Source organism: Branchiibius hedensis (assembly GCF_900108585.1).
GTDB lineage: Bacteria > Actinomycetota > Actinomycetes > Actinomycetales > Dermatophilaceae > Branchiibius > Branchiibius hedensis.
On the sequence record NZ_UESZ01000001.1, the window covers coordinates 707,689 to 723,466 of the forward strand.

Consider the following 15,778-nt stretch of genomic DNA (forward strand, 5'->3'; position numbering starts at 1 on the left):
GTGCGACGACCATCGGCAAAGGCGTGGGTGGGCGTGGCCGCCGCGGCGACACTGGCCGTCGCCGTGGTGGACCAGGCCAGCCCGCACCTGCTGGCGCCGGTGCGCGAGGTTGCGGCCGACGTGTGGTCGCCGCTGCAACGAGCGGTCGGCTCCACCGACGAGCGGGTGCGAACTCTGACCGCCGAGCGGGATGCGGCGGATCGTCGGCTGGCAGACGCGCAGCAGCTCCAGAGTGACCGGGCCGCCGTGGAGAAGCTGCTGGGATCGTCGGCCGCCGCCGGACACACGCTGCGGGCGGCTCAGGTGATCGCCTTCGAAACCAATCCGAAAACGGCTGTGGTGCAACGGATCACGCTGGACGTCGGTAGTGATGACGGTATCCACAGTGACCGGGCCGTGATCAGTGCCGATGGTCTGGTCGGTCGGGTCTCCGCCGTCGCCAAGACCAGCTGCGAAGTCACGGTGGTGACCGACCCGTCAAGTGTGGTGGCCGCCCGGGTGGGAAGCGGCGTACTGGGGACAGTCACCGGGAAGTCGCCCACGGGGGTCGCTGCGCACGCTCCCGGCGACGTCAGTGTCGTCGTGGTCGCGGGGGGCGGGCTCGCGCGCGGGGACCGGGTGAGCACGCTGGGCAGTCTTGGTGGGACGCCTTATCCGCCCGGTCTGGTGATCGGCACCGTCGTCAACGTCGATCCGCACAGTGACACGCGGCCCGCGTCGGCGACGGTACGGCCCGCTATCGATCTGAGCCGTCTCGATGTCGTCGGGGTGCTCACCTCATGACGCTGTGGCCGCCCGGACTGGGGGTGTGGCGCGTGGCGTTCGCGCTGCTCGGCGTACTGCTGGCGGGCACGCTGCTGCCGCGGTTCCCGCTCGCCCCGGACCTCTTGGCGGTGCTGGTCGTATCCGTCGGGCTGAGTGCTGGACCGGTGGCCGGCGCCGCGGCGGGCTTGGCGGTCGGCTGGTTGCTGGACCTGGTCCCGCCGGGCGGTCAACCGCTGGGGGCGGGCGCGATCAGCTATCTGCTGGTGGGTCTGCTCGGCGGGGTCACCGCACGCTGGTGGCGGACCTCGGCGCTGGCGCCGGCACTCATCGCGGCCGCGGCGGCAGCAGTGGTGCAGGTCATCCGGCTCCTCGGGCGCGCCGCGCTCGGGGCCGCGCTGCCGGTCGGTGCGGCCGCCGGCATCGTTGCGTTGACTGCCCTGCTGGGTGCGTTGTTGCTGCCACCGTTGGTGGTGTGGCAACGGCGCCTGGCCACCCGGCGGTGGGCGTGAACACCCGCTCCGCGGCGCGCTTGGTCGTCGTACTCGCCGTCACCGTCGTGGTGTGCGCGGGGTTGATCCTGCGGCTGGGCCAGGTGCAACTGACCGACGCGACACCGGGCTCAGCGCTGCTGGGCCAGAACGCGACCCGGTCGATCTCCGTGACGGCGCCACGGGGGCAGATCCAGGCGGCCGACGGCACGGTCCTGGTCGGCAACTCGCTGCACCCCGTGTTGACGATCAGCCCGACCGTTCTGGCCGACCAGGCGGACGGCGGTCGGCAACTGCTCACCCGGGTGGCGCGCGAGCTGGCAGTACCCGCCGAGGATCTCATCGGGCGCAGCAAAGTGTGCGGCACCAAGGGGGCCGCGGTGGTGCCGCTGTGCTTCAGCGGCAGCCCGGTCGCACCGATCCCGATCATGGACAACCCACCGATGACCCAGGTCCTGGGAATGCTCGAGCGACCGGCGGACTTTCCCGGTCTGGCGTTGCAGCAGATTCCCGAGCGCAGTTATCCCCAGGACCACCCGGGCGGGATCAACCTGGCCCAGGTCCTGGGCTACCTGGGTTCGGTCAACCAGGCGGAACTGACCGCCGATCCCGCGTTGACGGCACAGGACGTCGTCGGTCGCGCAGGGCTGGAGCTCACCTACAACGCCGCGTTGCAAGGTACGCCGGGCACGGTCACGTACGCGGTCGACGACCGGGGCCTGCCGATCTCCGTTGCGGCGCAGACTCCCGCGGTGCAGGGCGACACCGTGCGCACCCACCTGATCACGGCGCTGCAGCACCGGTCGGAAGCCGCGCTCGCCGCTGGGCTGACCAAGGCCAAGGCCCCCGCCGGTGCTGTCGTCGTCCTCGATGCCAGCGACGGCGGCGTCGTCGCGATGACCAGCCAGCCGACGTACGACCCGGCCGTGTGGACCGGGGGTATCTCGCAGGCCGAGTACACCAAGATCAGCAATGCCCTCTCCAACCGGGCGGTCTCGGAGGTCCAGCCGCCGGGGTCGACGTTCAAGGCGGTCACGCTGCCGGGGGCGATCGCCGCAGGCGCCAGCCCCTCCGGCAGTTACTCGTGTCCGTCATCGGTGCGGATCGGTAATCGCGAGTTCACCAACTTCGAGTCGGAGTCGTATGGCTCGATCTCGATGACGACTGCGCTGGAGGTGTCCTGCGACACGGTGTTCTACCGGTGGGCCTATCAGCAGTGGCAGAAGGAGGGCGGTCTGGCTGCATCCCCTTCCACCACAAGCCCGTTCGCGGTGTCGGCCCGCGACTTCCACCTCGGGCAACGCACCGGTGTCGACCTTCCGGCGGAGGCCGCCGGTCTCATCCCGGACCGGGCCTGGAAGCTGGACCAATGGCAGCAGACGAAGACGCAGATCTGCGCGCGGGCCGCGAAGGGCTACCCGGAGATCACCGACAAGGCCCGCGCGGCCTACCTGACGGCCGTGGCCAAGGAGAACTGCGCGTCCGGGTATCAATGGCAGCCGGGGGACGCGGTGAACTTCGTGATCGGACAGGGCTCGGTGTCCGTGACGCCGCTGCAACTGGCCGTCGCCTACGGCGCGATCGCGAACGGCGGCACGTTGTGGCAGCCGCATGTGGCCGCCGCCACCATCTCGGCAGCCGGCAAGACCCAGCCGGTGGCAGCGGTGAGGACCGGTTCGGTCACCTTGAGCGCCGCCGCGCGGACGACGCTGGAAACCGGGCTGTGCGAGGTGACCGCAGGGAGCCGGGGTACGGCGTTCGCGGCCTTCCGGGGATTCGACCTGTCCACCTACCGGGTGTGTGGGAAAACCGGCACCGCAGAGGTTTTCGGCAAGCAGCCGACGTCGTGGTTCGTTTCGTACGGGCCGAAGACCGCCGGTGGGCACCAATACGTCGTAGCGGTCATGCTCGAACAGGCAGGGACCGGGGCCGATGCGGCAGCACCGGTGGCGCGACAGATCTGGGACCTGCTGCGCACCCTGGGTTGATTCCTCACCAACTGTTCACCCGGCGTACGTCAAGCCCTCTTTGGAAGGCGCACCCCGGCGGTCCGGTCGGGCTACGTTGGGATCAGTTCCATCGACGGGTTTCTTGCACGAGAGCCGGGAGGCGCAGATGACCGACACCAGCACCGCACCGTTGAGCGAGGAGCAGCTTTCGCTGATCGACGCCTACTGGCGGGCCGCCAACTATCTGTCGGTAGGGCAGATCTACCTGCTGGACAATCCGTTGTTGCGCGAGCCGCTGAAACCCGAACACGTCAAGCCGCGGCTGCTGGGGCACTGGGGCACGACCCCGGGCCTGAACCTGATCTACGCGCACATGAACAGGCTGATCAAGGAGCGCGACCTCAACGTCATCTACCTGGCCGGCCCGGGCCACGGCGGACCGGGCCTCGTGGCCAACACCTACCTCGAGGGCACCTACTCCGAGATCTACTCGGCGATCGGGCAGACCGAGGACGGCATCCGGAAACTGTTCCGGCAGTTCAGCTTTCCTGGTGGCATCCCCAGCCACGTCGCACCAGAAACCCCCGGCTCGATCCATGAGGGCGGTGAGTTGGGCTACTCGCTGGTGCACGCCTACGGCGCGGCGTTCGACAATCCCGACCTGATCGCGCTGTGCGTGATCGGCGACGGGGAGGCCGAGACCGGTCCGCTGGCGGCCAGTTGGCATTCGAACAAGTTCCTGGACCCCGCGCAGGACGGCGCGGTGCTGCCGATCCTGCATCTGAACGGCTACAAGATCGCCAACCCGACGGTGCTGGCGCGCATCCCGCAGGCCGAACTGGCCGAGCTGCTGGCGGGCTACGGCTACGAGCCGATCTTCGTCACCGGTGACGACCCGGCGTCCGTGCACCAGCAATTGGCTGCGGCCATGGAGAAGTCGGTGGACCAGATCCACGCCATTCAGAAGCACGCGCGCGAGGGCCACGAGGGGGAGCGTCCGGCCTGGCCGGCCATCGTCCTGCGCACGCCGAAGGGCTGGACCGGTCCCAAGGTCGTCGACGGGCTGCCCGTCGAGGGCACGTGGCGCGCCCACCAGGTCCCGCTGGCGGAGACGCGCACCAACGCCGAGCACCGTGCCCAACTCGAGGAGTGGATGCGGTCCTACAAACCCGAGGAACTATTCACCGAAGAGGGTGCGCTGATCTCCTCGTTGGCCGAGTTGGCGCCGGAGGGTGAGCGGCGGATGGGCGCCAACCCGCACGCCAACGGCGGGGCATTGCTGCGGGATCTGGTGCTGCCGGACTTCCGGGATTACGGCGTGGAGATCGAGCGCCCCGGCGTCACGGTCAGCGAAGCCACGAAGGTGCTGGGCACCTGGTTGCGTGATGTCATCCGGCTCAACCCGGACAACTTCCGGTTGATGGGTCCGGATGAGACTGCCTCCAACCGGTTGCAGGCAGTCTTCGAAGCCACGGACCGGGCGTGGGAGGGATCGCGGCTGGACACCGACGAGCACCTCGCACCGAACGGACGCGTCATGGAGGTGCTGTCCGAGCACCTGTGCCAGGGCTGGCTCGAGGGGTACCTGCTCACCGGGCGGCACGGCCTGTTCAATTGCTACGAAGCGTTCATCCACATCATCGACGCGATGTTCAACCAGCACGCGAAGTGGTTGAAGACCACCAATGACATCCCGTGGCGCCGCCCGATCTCGTCGTTGAACTACCTGCTCTCCTCGCACGTGTGGCGCCAGGACCACAACGGGTTCAGCCACCAGGACCCCGGTTTCATCGACCACGTGGTCAACAAGAAGGCCGAGGTCGTGCGGGTCTACCTGCCGCCGGACACCAACACGTTGCTGTCCGTGGCCGACCACTGCTTGCGGTCTCGTCAGTACGTCAACGTTGTCGTCGCGGGCAAGCAGCCGGCGTTGACCTACTTGACGATGGACGAAGCGGTCGCGCACTGCACCCGTGGTCTTGGTATCTGGGAGTGGGCCTCGAACACCCGCGGTGAGCCGGACGTCGTGATCGCCAGCGCCGGGGACATCCCGACCCTGGAGGCGCTCGCGGCCACCGACATCCTGCGCCAGAAGCTGCCGGATCTGAAGGTCCGCTTCGTCAACGTCGTGGATATGATGCGGCTGCAGGATGAGCGCGAGCACCCGCACGGGCTGTCCGACCGCGACTTCGACACGTTGTTCACGCGTGACAAGCCGGTGATCTTCGCCTACCACGGGTACCCCTGGCTGGTGCACCGGCTGACCTACCGGCGGACCAACCACGGCAACATCCACGTGCGCGGGTACAAGGAGGAAGGCACCACCACCACACCGTTCGACATGGTGATGCTCAACGACCTGGACCGCTTCCACCTGGTCATCGATGTGATCGACCGGGTGCCCGGCCTGGGCTCGACCCAGGCGGTGCTGCGCCAGGAGATGTCCGATGCCCGGTTGGCTGCTCGCGCCTACACCCGGGAGAACGGCGAGGACGATCCGGAGATCAGCGGCTGGTCCTGGCCGGGCTGAGTCTGCCTACCATCGTTTCGTACATCATTGTACGGTTGTGTACATGACAACGTCCGTGAGCGCCACCGTTGCTCGACAGACCTTGCCGGCGCAGTTGGATCGTGTCGAAGCAGGGGAGCAGGTCGAGATCACCCGCCATGGCAAGGTCGTGGCGGTCCTGGTCAGCCCCGATCAGGTGCGTATCCGGCGTACCTCAAAGGTCTGGGAGCGTGCCGATGAGATCGGCCGACAACTCGAGGAGGCCCGGAACCGACCGCTTGACGAAGTGGGCCTGCTAGGTGCTGAACGAGCGGAAGAACTAGTCCGCGAGGTATATGCGGGCCGCGCCGAGTGACTCGCATCGTCGCGTTCGATGCAGACGTTCTGATCTATGCCGCTTACCTCGACCATCCGTTGGGCGTCCGGGTCAAAGCGGCCCTCGCCGATCCGAGCCTTCGTGCGGTGGGGTCGGTCCTGTTGCTCACCGAAGTACTCGCGAAACCGATCCGGCAGTCCCCGGACTCTGAGGAGTCCCGCACGCTGAAAACGCTCCTCGGCGAAGTGGACCTGAAGGACGTCGACCGTGCGACGAGTCGTCTTGCACTCAGCTACGCGATCGAGTTCCGTCTGCGCGTGACGGATGCCACGCACCTGGCGACGGCGGTCGCGGCTGGTGCAGATGCCTTCCTGACCAACAATCGCAAGGACTTTCCGAAGACGATCGAGGAGATCGAGGTCCTCTACCCCGATGACTTGCCGGCCTGAGCGGGGTTTGCGCGGGTTGTCGACAGACGCGCGGGTTATAAGCCGCGCAAACGTCGATAACCCGCGCGAACGTGGGACTCGCGCCGATTCGGCAGGTGGGCCGCCCGCTGGTAGCCTGGGATCGCCGTACAACCGGCCGCGGATCAAGAGCGCCCTGGTGGATATGCCCAGGTGCACCGCGCAACCTAGACGAGAAGGAGTCGCCCGACCATGCCGTTGGACACCGCCACCAAGGCCAAGATCATTTCCGAATACGGGACCAAAGAGGGCGACACCGGTTCGCCCGAGGTGCAGATCGCGATGCTCACGCAGCGCATCACCGACCTGACCGAGCACTCCCGTCAGCACCCGCACGACCACCACAGCCGCCGGGGCCTGCTGCTCCTGGTCGGTCAGCGCAAGCGTCTGCTGCGTTACCTGGAGGACGTGGACGTCGAGCGTTACCGTTCGCTGATCAAGCGACTGGGTCTGCGTCGCTGAGTGCACAGAGTTACGACCGAGAGGCGGTCACCCACGGGGTGGCCGTCTCTTCGGCGTATGTAGGGAAGCCCGCACACAACGATGATGTGCGGTCTGACATGAGAAACAAGAAGAGGAGGGCCCATGGAGGGTCCAGAAATCACATTCGCTGAAGCCGTCATCGACAACGGCGACTTCGGTACCCGCACGGTCCGGTTCGAGACCGGCCGTCTGGCCAAGCAGGCCGCTGGTGCGGTGCTGTGCTACTTGGACGACGAGACGTCCTTGCTGTCGACGACGGCCGCGGGCAAGCAGCCCAAGGACCAGTTCGACTTCTTCCCCCTGACCGTTGACGTCGAGGAGCGGATGTACGCCGCGGGCAAGATCCCGGGCAGCTTCTTCCGCCGCGAGGGTCGCCCGTCCACGGACGCGATCCTGACCTGCCGGTTGATCGACCGGCCGCTGCGCCCGGCCTTCGTGAAGGGTCTGCGCAACGAGGTCCAGGTCGTCATCACGGTCCTGAGTCTGAACCCAGACCACCAGTACGACGTGCTGGCCATCAACGGCGCCTCGGCGTCCACGCAGATCTCGGGTCTGCCGTTCTCCGGTCCGATCGGTGCGACCCGCGTGTCGCTCATCGACGGCCAGTGGGTCGCCTTCCCGAACTTCTCCGACATCGAGCGCTCGACCTTCGACATGGTCGTTGCCGGTCGCATCGTCGGTGACGACGTCGCGATCATGATGGTCGAGGCCGAGTCGACCGAGTCCACCTGGGACCTGGTCAAGAACCAGGGCAAGCAGGCGCCGACCGAAGAGATCGTCGCCCAGGGTCTGGAAGCGGCCAAGAAGTTCATTCGCGTGCTGTGCGAGGCGCAGCAGCAGTTGGCTGCGCAGGCGGCCAAGCCGGTGCAGGAGTTCCCGCTGTTCCTGGACTACCAGGACGACGTGTACGCCGCGGTGGAGCGGGTCGGCAACGACCAGGTCGCCGCAGCGCTCACCATCGCCGGCAAGCAGGAGCGCGAAGAGAAGCTCGATGAGCTGAAGGATGCCCTGAAGGCCGAATTGGCCGGCGAGGGCAAGGAATTCGCTGGTCGTGAGAAGGAAGTCTCCGCGGCGTACCGCTCGCTGCAGAAGAAGCTCGTGCGCGAGCGCATCCTGCGTGACAAGGTCCGCATCGACGGCCGTGGGCTGGCGGACATCCGTGCGCTGTCGGCCGAGGTCGAGGTGCTCCCGCGGGTGCACGGTTCGGCGATCTTCGAGCGCGGCGAGACCCAGATCCTGGGTGTCACCACGCTGAACATGCTGCGCATGGAGCAGCAGTTGGACACGTTGTCGCCGGTGACGCGCAAGCGCTACATGCACAACTACAACTTCCCGCCGTACTCCACCGGTGAGACCGGTCGCGTGGGTTCGCCCAAGCGCCGCGAGATCGGCCACGGTGCGCTCGCCGAGCGCGCTCTGATGCCGGTGCTGCCGACGCGTGAGGAGTTCCCCTACGCGATCCGTCAGGTCTCCGAGGCGCTCAGCTCCAACGGGTCCACCTCGATGGGTTCGGTCTGCGCGTCCACTCTGTCGTTGCTGAACGCCGGTGTGCCGCTGCGCGCCCCGGTCGCTGGTATCGCGATGGGTCTGGTCTCGGCGCAGCTTGATGGTCAGACGCAGTACGCCGCGCTGACCGACATCCTCGGCGCCGAAGACGCCTTCGGTGACATGGACTTCAAGGTGGCCGGTACCCGTGAGTTCGTCACCGCGATCCAGCTGGACACCAAGCTCGACGGCATCCCCGCCGACGTGCTGGCCGGTGCCCTGACCCAGGCGCGCACTGCGCGTCTGCACATCCTGGACGTGATGAACGAGGCCATCGACGCACCGGATGAGATGTCGCCGTACGCCCCGCGCGTCATCAGCGTCACCGTGCCGGTCGACAAGATCGGTGAGGTCATCGGCCCGAAGGGCAAGATGATCAACCAGATCCAGGACGACACCGGCGCCGACATCTCCATCGAGGACGACGGCACCATCTACATCGGTGCGACCGACGGCCCCTCGGCCGAGGCGGCGCGGGCCGCGATCAACGCGATCGCCAACCCGCAGATGCCCGAGATCGGGGAGCGCTTCCTGGGCACCGTGGTCAAGACCACGACGTTCGGTGCGTTCGTGTCGTTGCTGCCGGGCAAGGACGGCCTGTTGCACATCTCCGAGGTGCGCAAGCTCGTCGGTGGCAAGCGGATCGACGCGGTCGAGGACGTCCTCAAGGTCGGCCAGAAGGTCCAGGTCGAGCTGAAGGAGATCGACCCGCGCGGCAAGCTGTCGCTGGGTGTCGTGGAGGAGAACGCTCCGGCCGACTCCGCCGCGGCTGCGCCGGCTGAGTCCGCTGCGGTCGAGGCTCCTGCAGCCGAGTCCTCTGAGGTGGATGACGTTGCGGCAGAAGACGCTTCGGACTCTTCGGATGAGCGTGGCGAGCGTCGCCCGCGCAACCGTCGTCGTCGTGGCGGTGGCAACCGCAACCGCGACGCGGGCGAGCAGTCCGGCGCCGAGCCGGTGAGCACCGACGCCGAGTAATACATCGACGTACGCCGATCGGCCCGGTTCCCTGCGAGGGGAGCCGGGCCGTTGCGCTACACAACCCCGCTCAATGCGGGTCTTGTTGCACGGGTCGCGCGTCGCGGACGCGGTGGCCGCCGATCCCGGGTAGGCCGCTGTGGTCCGCGCGCCACACCCACACCGCAGCCAGCGCCGCGAAGACGGCAGACACGAGCTGCCCGCCCGGAAGCAGTTGCAGCAGAAGGTATCCGCCGATGCCACCGAGGAAGCGGATCAGCCGTTGCCCGATACCGGAGCGACCGAATCTGACTTCCACGGCGTAGTCGCCCATGGTGCGACCGGTGACCAGGACCAGTAACGCGGTGAGCCCGAGCGTCCCCCAGACACCGACCTGTTTGGCCAGAGCGCCGGAGCGGACGGCCGGCTCATCATGCAGGACGTAGCGCAACACCAACTGGGTGCCCACCGACAGCAGGATGCTCACCACGGTCACCGTGAGCAGATCGCACAGCATGCCCACGAACCGGCGGCCACGCGTCACGGGTCGCGGCGCGTGCAGCACGGCAGGGTCGACACGACGACGATGCCACGGCAGCGCGAGTAATGAACCCACCAGGGCCCCAGTGGTATTGGTCAGCATGTCGTCGACGTCGAACACCCGGTACGCACACGGGTAGAGTCCCCACACCCCGGTCCGTTGGGTGAACTCGATGAAGACCGAGGTGCCCAGGCCCACCAGGAAGGCGACCACCACGCCGCGGCGGGCAACGAAGCGCACGAAGAACCCGAGCGGAACGAACAACGCGACGTTGAAGACCAGTTGCAGGACAGCGGGATCGGTCAGCGGGTGCCCGAGGGCGACCGCGCCGCGGATGTCCTCAACGAACTGGGTCAACCGCAGATTGCGGCCGGCGCATTGCAGGGTGTCCGGATCCGGCAACGGCAGCAGGGTGAAGACCCAGATCGCGAAGAAGTAGACCAGGACCCCGATGTAGGTCAGCAGCGTCCCTGCCGACAGCGTGCCGGCGCGGCGGTAACTGATCCAGACGAACGGCACGAACAGCCCCACGGCGACCACGACCCCCAGGGCGATGGCGATGGCGGCCAGCGCGGCTTGATCGTGCACGCCGGGGAGTCTACGGCGGGGGCTTAGGCTGGGCGGGTGCCTGATGCCACCCGTGTGCTGCTGTCGTGCGCGGTGGGGTTCGAGGATCTGGTGCGCGGCGACCTGATGGAGCAGTACGCCGTGCGGTCCCGTCAGGTGGGTCCGGGCCAGGTGTCCGCCGAACAACTACCGCCTGTGCTGAACACGATGATCGACACGGTCGCGCTGCCGTGGGACGGTAACCCCGCCGACCTACGGGCGCTGGTCACACCCCTGGTGCCAGATGTCCTCGGCTTCCGGGTGCAGGCCGGCGATCCGGTGCTGCGCGAGGAATTGGTCAAAACGGTTGTGGCGGCGACCGGCTGGGTCAACCGGCCGGGTGACTGGCAGGTCAACCTCGATCCAGAACGCGAGCTGGTCGAGATCGGCCCACTGGCCTGGGCGGCGCGCTTCGGTCGGATGCGCCGCCTCCCGGCGACGACACCGCCGGCGGTCGCGGCCGGGTTGGTACGACTGGCCAAACTGAAGCCCGGTATGACGCTGCTGGATCCGTGTGGGGGAGTGGCCACCATCCCGATCGTCGATGCCATCGAACGGCCCGATGGGCACGCCTGGTCGATTGATTCGGACAACGCCGCAGTCACCGACGCCACCGCCAACGTCGCCGACCGTGACCTGACCGACCGGATCGACGTACGCCGAGGGGACGCCACCGCGCTCGAGTTGCCTGATCTGTCGGTGGACCGGGTGATTTCCGACCTGCCGTTCGGGAAGAAGGTCGGCTCGAACCAGGAGAACCGCGTGTTGTATCCCGCGATCCTGCGCGAGGTCGAACGGGTCCTCAGCGTGGACGGCCGGGTCGTGCTGCTCACGGATGACAAACGGTTCTTCGAGCAAGCGGTGCAACGGGCCCGCGGGCTGAAGGTCGTCACGCAGCGAGTCGTGCGCTACAACAACGTCACGCCGACCGCCTATGTGCTGCGCCGCAGTCGGAAGCCGCGGCGATGAGCCGGCCGGTGCTGATCCTGTGCGCGCACGGGACCGCGAATCCGCAAGGCCAGCAGGTCGTTTCGACGCTGCATGTGCTGGTGCGCGATGCCCGCCCGGACCTGCAGGTCGAGCTGGCGTACGTCGACGTGCAGCGCCCTTCGGTCGTTGACGTGGTGGCAGAGTGGGCACCCGTTGCGCCCGAGGTTGTCGTCGTGCCGGTCTTGCTCGCGACGGGCTATCACGTCCAGGTCGACATCGCCGACGCAGTCGTACCATTCGAAAATGCCCGCAGCGCAGCGCCACTGGGCCCCGACCCGGTGTTGTCGGAGATACTCGCGGAGCGCATCGACGCAGGTGGTCTGAAGCCCGATGACGCGGTGGTGGTCGCCGCAGCCGGTTCGAGCCGACCCGATGCGCGATATGCGCCCGAACAGGCGGCCCGCGAGTTGGCCGAGCGGTTGGGTCGAGAGGTGACGGTCGGCTTCGGCGCCTCCGCCCGGCCGACCGTTCCCGAAGCGGTCGAAGCCGTCCGTCAGGGCCACCCGCGGGTCGTCATCGCGGCGTACCTGCTTGCTCCCGGGTACTTCCATGACCAACTGCACCAAGCGGGCGCCGATGTGGTGACGGCCCCGCTCGGCGCGGACCCGCGGTTGGCGGAGTTGATCGTCCGGCGGTTCGAGGAGTCCCGGTGAAGCCCTTCCTGTTACTCGGCGTACGCCCCGAACCGGTCGCTGCGGACGACGAGTACGCCGCCTTCGCCCGCTTCACCGGTCTCGGGACCGATCTGCAGCGGCACGCCGTCGACCGTGAACCCTTCACCGGGGATCCCCGCGATTACGCCGGGATCATCATCGGCGGCAGCCCGTTCAACGTGACTGACACCGCCAAGTCGTCTCAGCAGCAGCGTGCGGAGGAGGACCTGAACCGGGTCGTGGATGTTGCTCTGGCAGAACGCATTCCGCTGCTCGGCGCCTGCTATGGGCTGGGTCTGATCGCTCGACACAAGGGCGGAATCGTGGACCATGAGTACGGCGAGCAGATAGCTGCCGTGCCGGTGACCCTCACCGCGGCCGGGCGGACCGATCCCGTCTTCGGTGGCCTGCCGCAGGTGTTCAGCGCCATCGTCGGACACAAGGAGGCCGTGTCCACACCGCCCGCGGACGCGGTTGTCCTCGCCACCTCACCGGGTGCGCCGGTGCAGGCGCTGCGGATCGGCCCGGCGGCCTACGCGACACAGTTCCACCCGGAACTGGATGCCGATGGGCTGCTGATCCGGATGACCACCTACCGGGACGCCGGCTATTTCGACCCGCAGGAGGCGGACGCGATCATGGCGCTGGCCCGCGCGACCGATGTGACGCATCCGCCGGAGTCGTTGCGGGCTTTCGTCGCCTTCGCCGAAGGGTTCAATCCCGCTTGAAGCGGTGCGCGAAGCGTGGGTCGTCCAACCACCAGGGCCGGTCGGTCTCGGGCTCATCCGGGTCGTCGCTGACCGGCCGCGTCGCATCGAGCACCAGGTCAACCCGGGCCGCCTGCCGCTCGTCGTGGCGCATCCACTGCGCGAATAGCACTGCGATCATGGGCAAGCCGATCGATTCGGCGGTCACCAGCAACGCTCCACCGGCCCACTTCTGCTGCAGATGCGGATCAGCGCCGGCTCGCGCGAAACCGGGGAAGCGCGGCATCAACAACGTGGTCGTCGTCATCACCACGATGCCGGGGATGGCATCGACCAGCCCGTCGCCCAGCGCGATCAGCGTGCGCACCGGAGGTGTCGCCCAGCCGGGCAGCACACCCTCCTCGAGCAGCGGCAGCGAGAAGACCAACCCCACGATCAGCATGTGCAACACCAGCACGATGCCGATCGCACCGGAGTCCAGGGCGGCCTGTCCGTAACCGGTCAGGAAGACCGCGAGAATGCCTGCGGCATCGACGATCACCGCCAGCAGCGGGAAGGTGACGATCCGCGCGAACCGCCCGGTGAGAAGGTGCTGTACGTCGAGCAACCGCACCGGATCGCCGAGGGCCAGAGCAACCGGGGTGAGGGTCCCCAGCACCGCGACGTGCAACGCAAAGATCCACAGGTACTCGGGTCGCAGCGCCCCGATCGGACCACACGTGGCGTAGAGCAGACTGCCGACCCCGAGCAATAGAAAGGCGACCGAGCGCCAGGCCGGCCACGGTGTCCCGGCGCGGTGGGCACCCACCAGGCCCGCGGCGTACGTGATGGTCAGGAGCATGGCCAGCAGGACGCCGACGGCCCCCACCGCATCGAACGACCAGGAGGTCAGCCAAGCGGAGGGGGCCGGTGCGTTCACGGCGGTGATTATCACCCAGCCAGCTGGGATTCCTTCTCAGCCGAGGGCACCTGCGGCGCCGAGTCGTCGTGGACGTACTTCTTGCCGCGCATCAGACTGGCGCCGGCGGCGACCAGCATCATGATCGCGGCCGCGACGAACACGACCACCAGCCCGTCGTGGAACGGCTCGGACATCAGGTGGGGGAAGAACTCCTTGCCGGTGAGGGTGTCGACGTTTCCAGCGGGCAACTGGTGCAGCACGCCGGTGGGGCCGAGCAGCGACTCGATCGGGTTGTAGCCGAGGAAGGCGGCGAACAGCATCGCCACCGGGGGCAGGGCAGCGATGCCGGCGGCGATCGCTTCAGGCACTCCCTGACCGGTCAGGCCGGAGTGCATCGCATCGGGCAGCGAACCGGACAGGCCGACGATCATCAGCGAGAAGAAGATGCCGATCGACAGGGACGTGCCGGCGTTGAAGAACGTGGCCCGCATCCCGGAGGCCACACCGCGCTGGTTGGCCGGGACGCTGTTCATGATCGCGGTCGTGTTGGGCGCGGAGAACATCCCCGAGCCGATGCCGTTGAGGAACAGCAGCAGCGCGAACACCGGGTAGGAGAAGTTCACCGGGATCAGGATCAGGCCGATGAAGGTCACCGCGTTCAGCAGCAGACCGCCGCTGGCGAACGCCCGGGCGCCGAACCGGTCGGACAGGAAGCCCGAGGCCGGACCGGCGATCAGGAAGCCAACGGTCAATGGCAGCAGGTAGATTCCGGCCCACAGCGGCGTCGACTCGTAGTCGTAGCCATGCAGCGGCAGCCAGATGCCCTGCAGCCAGATGATCAACATGAACTGCATGCCGCCGCGGCCGATGGAGGCCAGCAGACCGGCGAGGTTGCCGGCGCTGAACGCCTTGATCTTGAACAGCGACATCGAGAACATCGGGTCGCTGCTCTTGGACTCGATGATGCAGAACGCCACCAGCAGCAGCGCGCCGCCGATCAGCCCGGTCAGCACCCACGGGTTGGTCCAGCCCATGAGGTGCCCGCCGTAGGGCTGGATGCCGTAGGTGATCGCGACCAGGATCGCGGTCAGGCCGATACCGAAGGTCAGGTTGCCGGGGATGTCCAGCTTGCCGCGGCGGGTGGTGCCCAACTCGTGCAGCGAGGTGTAGGCCCAGATGGTGCCGATGATGCCGATCGGCACGCTGACCAGGAAGATGGCGCGCCAGTGCCATTCGGACAGGACACCGCCGATGATCAGGCCGAGGAAGGATCCGGCGATCGCCGAGACCTGGTTGATGCCGAGAGCCATGCCGCGCTGGTGGGCGGGGAAGGCGTCGGTCAGGATCGCTGCGGAGTTGGCCATCAGCATGGCGCCGCCGATGCCCTGGATGATGCGCCCGAAGATCAGCCACAGCGCTCCGGCGCTGCCGTCGAAGGGACACAGGAACAGCGCCAGGGACGCGACGGTGAAGACGACGAAGCCGAGGTTGTAGATCTTCACCCGGCCGTACATGTCGCCGAGGCGTCCGAGGGTGACCACCAGGACTGCGGAGACGACCAGGAAGCCCATCAGCATCCACAGCAGATAGCTGACGTTGCCCTGGTCGAGGGGGTTGAGGTTGATGCCGCGGAAGATCGCCGGCAGCGAGATGATCACGATCGAGGAGTTGATCGTGGCCATCAGGATGCCCAGGGTCGTGTTTGACAGGGCGATCCACTTGTACCGCGGGTGGCCGGCCTCGTAGCGGCGCCGACGGACGCGCTGCTGCGCGTCGGTGGCGGTCTCGCCGGGCTCGGTGACGGATTCAGGGGGAACGGCGCTCACAGATGTCTCTTGTCGTTTGATTCGTCGGTTACGTGTCGTGCGCGGGACGCCGGTGTCCCTCCGCGAGAAAGTTAGCTT

At 67.5% G+C, this 15,778-nt stretch carries 14 protein-coding genes; 11 read left to right on the forward strand and 3 right to left on the reverse strand.

From position 1 onward, the window contains the following. From mreC to DR843_RS03595, 8 genes are all read left to right on the forward strand, one after another. Complete coding sequence (mreC, locus tag DR843_RS03560; RefSeq protein WP_109684135.1) at positions 1–783, forward strand: rod shape-determining protein MreC; 783 nt, start codon at positions 1–3, stop codon at positions 781–783. Continuing rightward, a complete protein-coding gene (gene mreD / locus DR843_RS03565; RefSeq protein WP_109684136.1) occupies positions 780–1,274 on the forward strand; it encodes a rod shape-determining protein MreD in 495 nt (164 codons plus the stop codon). Before mreC ends, mreD begins: the two co-directional genes overlap by 4 nt. Beyond that, the gene (locus DR843_RS03570; RefSeq protein ID WP_109684137.1) at positions 1,238–3,241 is read left to right on the forward strand and encodes a penicillin-binding transpeptidase domain-containing protein; all 2,004 of its coding nucleotides are present in this window, start codon (positions 1,238–1,240) and stop codon (positions 3,239–3,241) included. Before mreD ends, DR843_RS03570 begins: the two co-directional genes overlap by 37 nt. Before the next feature lie 127 nt (positions 3,242–3,368). After that, complete coding sequence (locus DR843_RS03575; RefSeq protein WP_109684138.1) at positions 3,369–5,732, forward strand: phosphoketolase family protein; 2,364 nt, start codon at positions 3,369–3,371, stop codon at positions 5,730–5,732. Positions 5,733–5,775: 43 nt separating this feature from the next. Continuing rightward, positions 5,776–6,066 carry a type II toxin-antitoxin system Phd/YefM family antitoxin gene (locus DR843_RS03580; RefSeq protein WP_170119733.1) on the forward strand — a complete coding sequence of 97 codons (291 nt, stop codon included), beginning with the start codon at positions 5,776–5,778 and terminating at the stop codon, positions 6,064–6,066. Beyond that, positions 6,063–6,476 (forward strand): type II toxin-antitoxin system VapC family toxin, encoded by a 414-nt coding sequence (locus DR843_RS03585; RefSeq protein WP_170119734.1) that lies wholly within the window; start codon positions 6,063–6,065, stop codon positions 6,474–6,476. The genes DR843_RS03580 and DR843_RS03585 overlap by 4 nt, the downstream gene beginning before the upstream one ends. Positions 6,477–6,686: 210 nt before the next feature. Beyond that, positions 6,687–6,956 carry a 30S ribosomal protein S15 gene (gene rpsO, locus DR843_RS03590; RefSeq protein ID WP_109684141.1) on the forward strand — a complete coding sequence of 90 codons (270 nt, stop codon included), beginning with the start codon at positions 6,687–6,689 and terminating at the stop codon, positions 6,954–6,956. 123 nt (positions 6,957–7,079) lie between these two features. After that, a complete protein-coding gene (locus DR843_RS03595) occupies positions 7,080–9,497 on the forward strand; it encodes a polyribonucleotide nucleotidyltransferase (protein WP_109684142.1) in 2,418 nt (805 codons plus the stop codon). Positions 9,498–9,567: 70 nt separating this feature from the next. On the opposite strand, the gene DR843_RS03600 is transcribed toward DR843_RS03595, so the two are convergent. Continuing rightward, positions 9,568–10,605 (reverse strand): VanZ family protein, encoded by a 1,038-nt coding sequence (locus DR843_RS03600; protein ID WP_109684143.1) that lies wholly within the window; start codon positions 10,603–10,605, stop codon positions 9,568–9,570. A 36-nt stretch (positions 10,606–10,641) separates the two neighbouring features. Here DR843_RS03600 and DR843_RS03605 point away from each other — a divergent pair, with 36 nt between their 5' ends. Genes DR843_RS03605 through DR843_RS03615 form a run of 3 tightly spaced genes read left to right on the forward strand, consistent with a single transcriptional unit; the run spans position 10,642 to position 12,994 of the window. Then, complete coding sequence (locus tag DR843_RS03605) at positions 10,642–11,592, forward strand: methyltransferase domain-containing protein (protein ID WP_146202472.1); 951 nt, start codon at positions 10,642–10,644, stop codon at positions 11,590–11,592. Continuing rightward, positions 11,589–12,266 (forward strand): sirohydrochlorin chelatase, encoded by a 678-nt coding sequence (locus DR843_RS03610; RefSeq protein ID WP_109684145.1) that lies wholly within the window; start codon positions 11,589–11,591, stop codon positions 12,264–12,266. The genes DR843_RS03605 and DR843_RS03610 overlap by 4 nt, the downstream gene beginning before the upstream one ends. Next, on the forward strand, positions 12,263–12,994 hold the full coding sequence (locus DR843_RS03615) for a glutamine amidotransferase (protein WP_109684146.1): 732 nt from the start codon (positions 12,263–12,265) through the stop codon (positions 12,992–12,994). Before DR843_RS03610 ends, DR843_RS03615 begins: the two co-directional genes overlap by 4 nt. Here DR843_RS03615 and DR843_RS03620 read toward each other — a convergent pair. Both DR843_RS03620 and DR843_RS03625 read right to left on the reverse strand, forming a co-directional pair. Further along, positions 12,981–13,892, reverse strand: coding sequence for a cytochrome c oxidase assembly protein (locus DR843_RS03620; RefSeq protein ID WP_146202473.1), 912 nt, complete (start codon positions 13,890–13,892; stop codon positions 12,981–12,983). The two genes, DR843_RS03615 and DR843_RS03620, sit on opposite strands and share 14 nt — an antisense overlap. Before the next feature lie 11 nt (positions 13,893–13,903). Beyond that, positions 13,904–15,700 (reverse strand): MFS transporter, encoded by a 1,797-nt coding sequence (locus DR843_RS03625; protein WP_170119735.1) that lies wholly within the window; start codon positions 15,698–15,700, stop codon positions 13,904–13,906. Positions 15,701–15,778: the final 78 nt, after the last annotated feature.

Coding starts and splice junctions, on each gene's coding strand:
- mreD (WP_109684136.1), top strand. CDS start 780: ATGACGCTGTGGCCGCCCGGACTGGGGGTGTGGCGCGTGGCGTTCGCG.
- DR843_RS03575 (WP_109684138.1), top strand. CDS start 3,369: ATGACCGACACCAGCACCGCACCGTTGAGCGAGGAGCAGCTTTCGCTG.
- DR843_RS03580 (WP_170119733.1), top strand. CDS start 5,776: ATGACAACGTCCGTGAGCGCCACCGTTGCTCGACAGACCTTGCCGGCG.
- rpsO (WP_109684141.1), top strand. CDS start 6,687: ATGCCGTTGGACACCGCCACCAAGGCCAAGATCATTTCCGAATACGGG.
- DR843_RS03595 (WP_109684142.1), top strand. CDS start 7,080: ATGGAGGGTCCAGAAATCACATTCGCTGAAGCCGTCATCGACAACGGC.
- DR843_RS03610 (WP_109684145.1), top strand. CDS start 11,589: ATGAGCCGGCCGGTGCTGATCCTGTGCGCGCACGGGACCGCGAATCCG.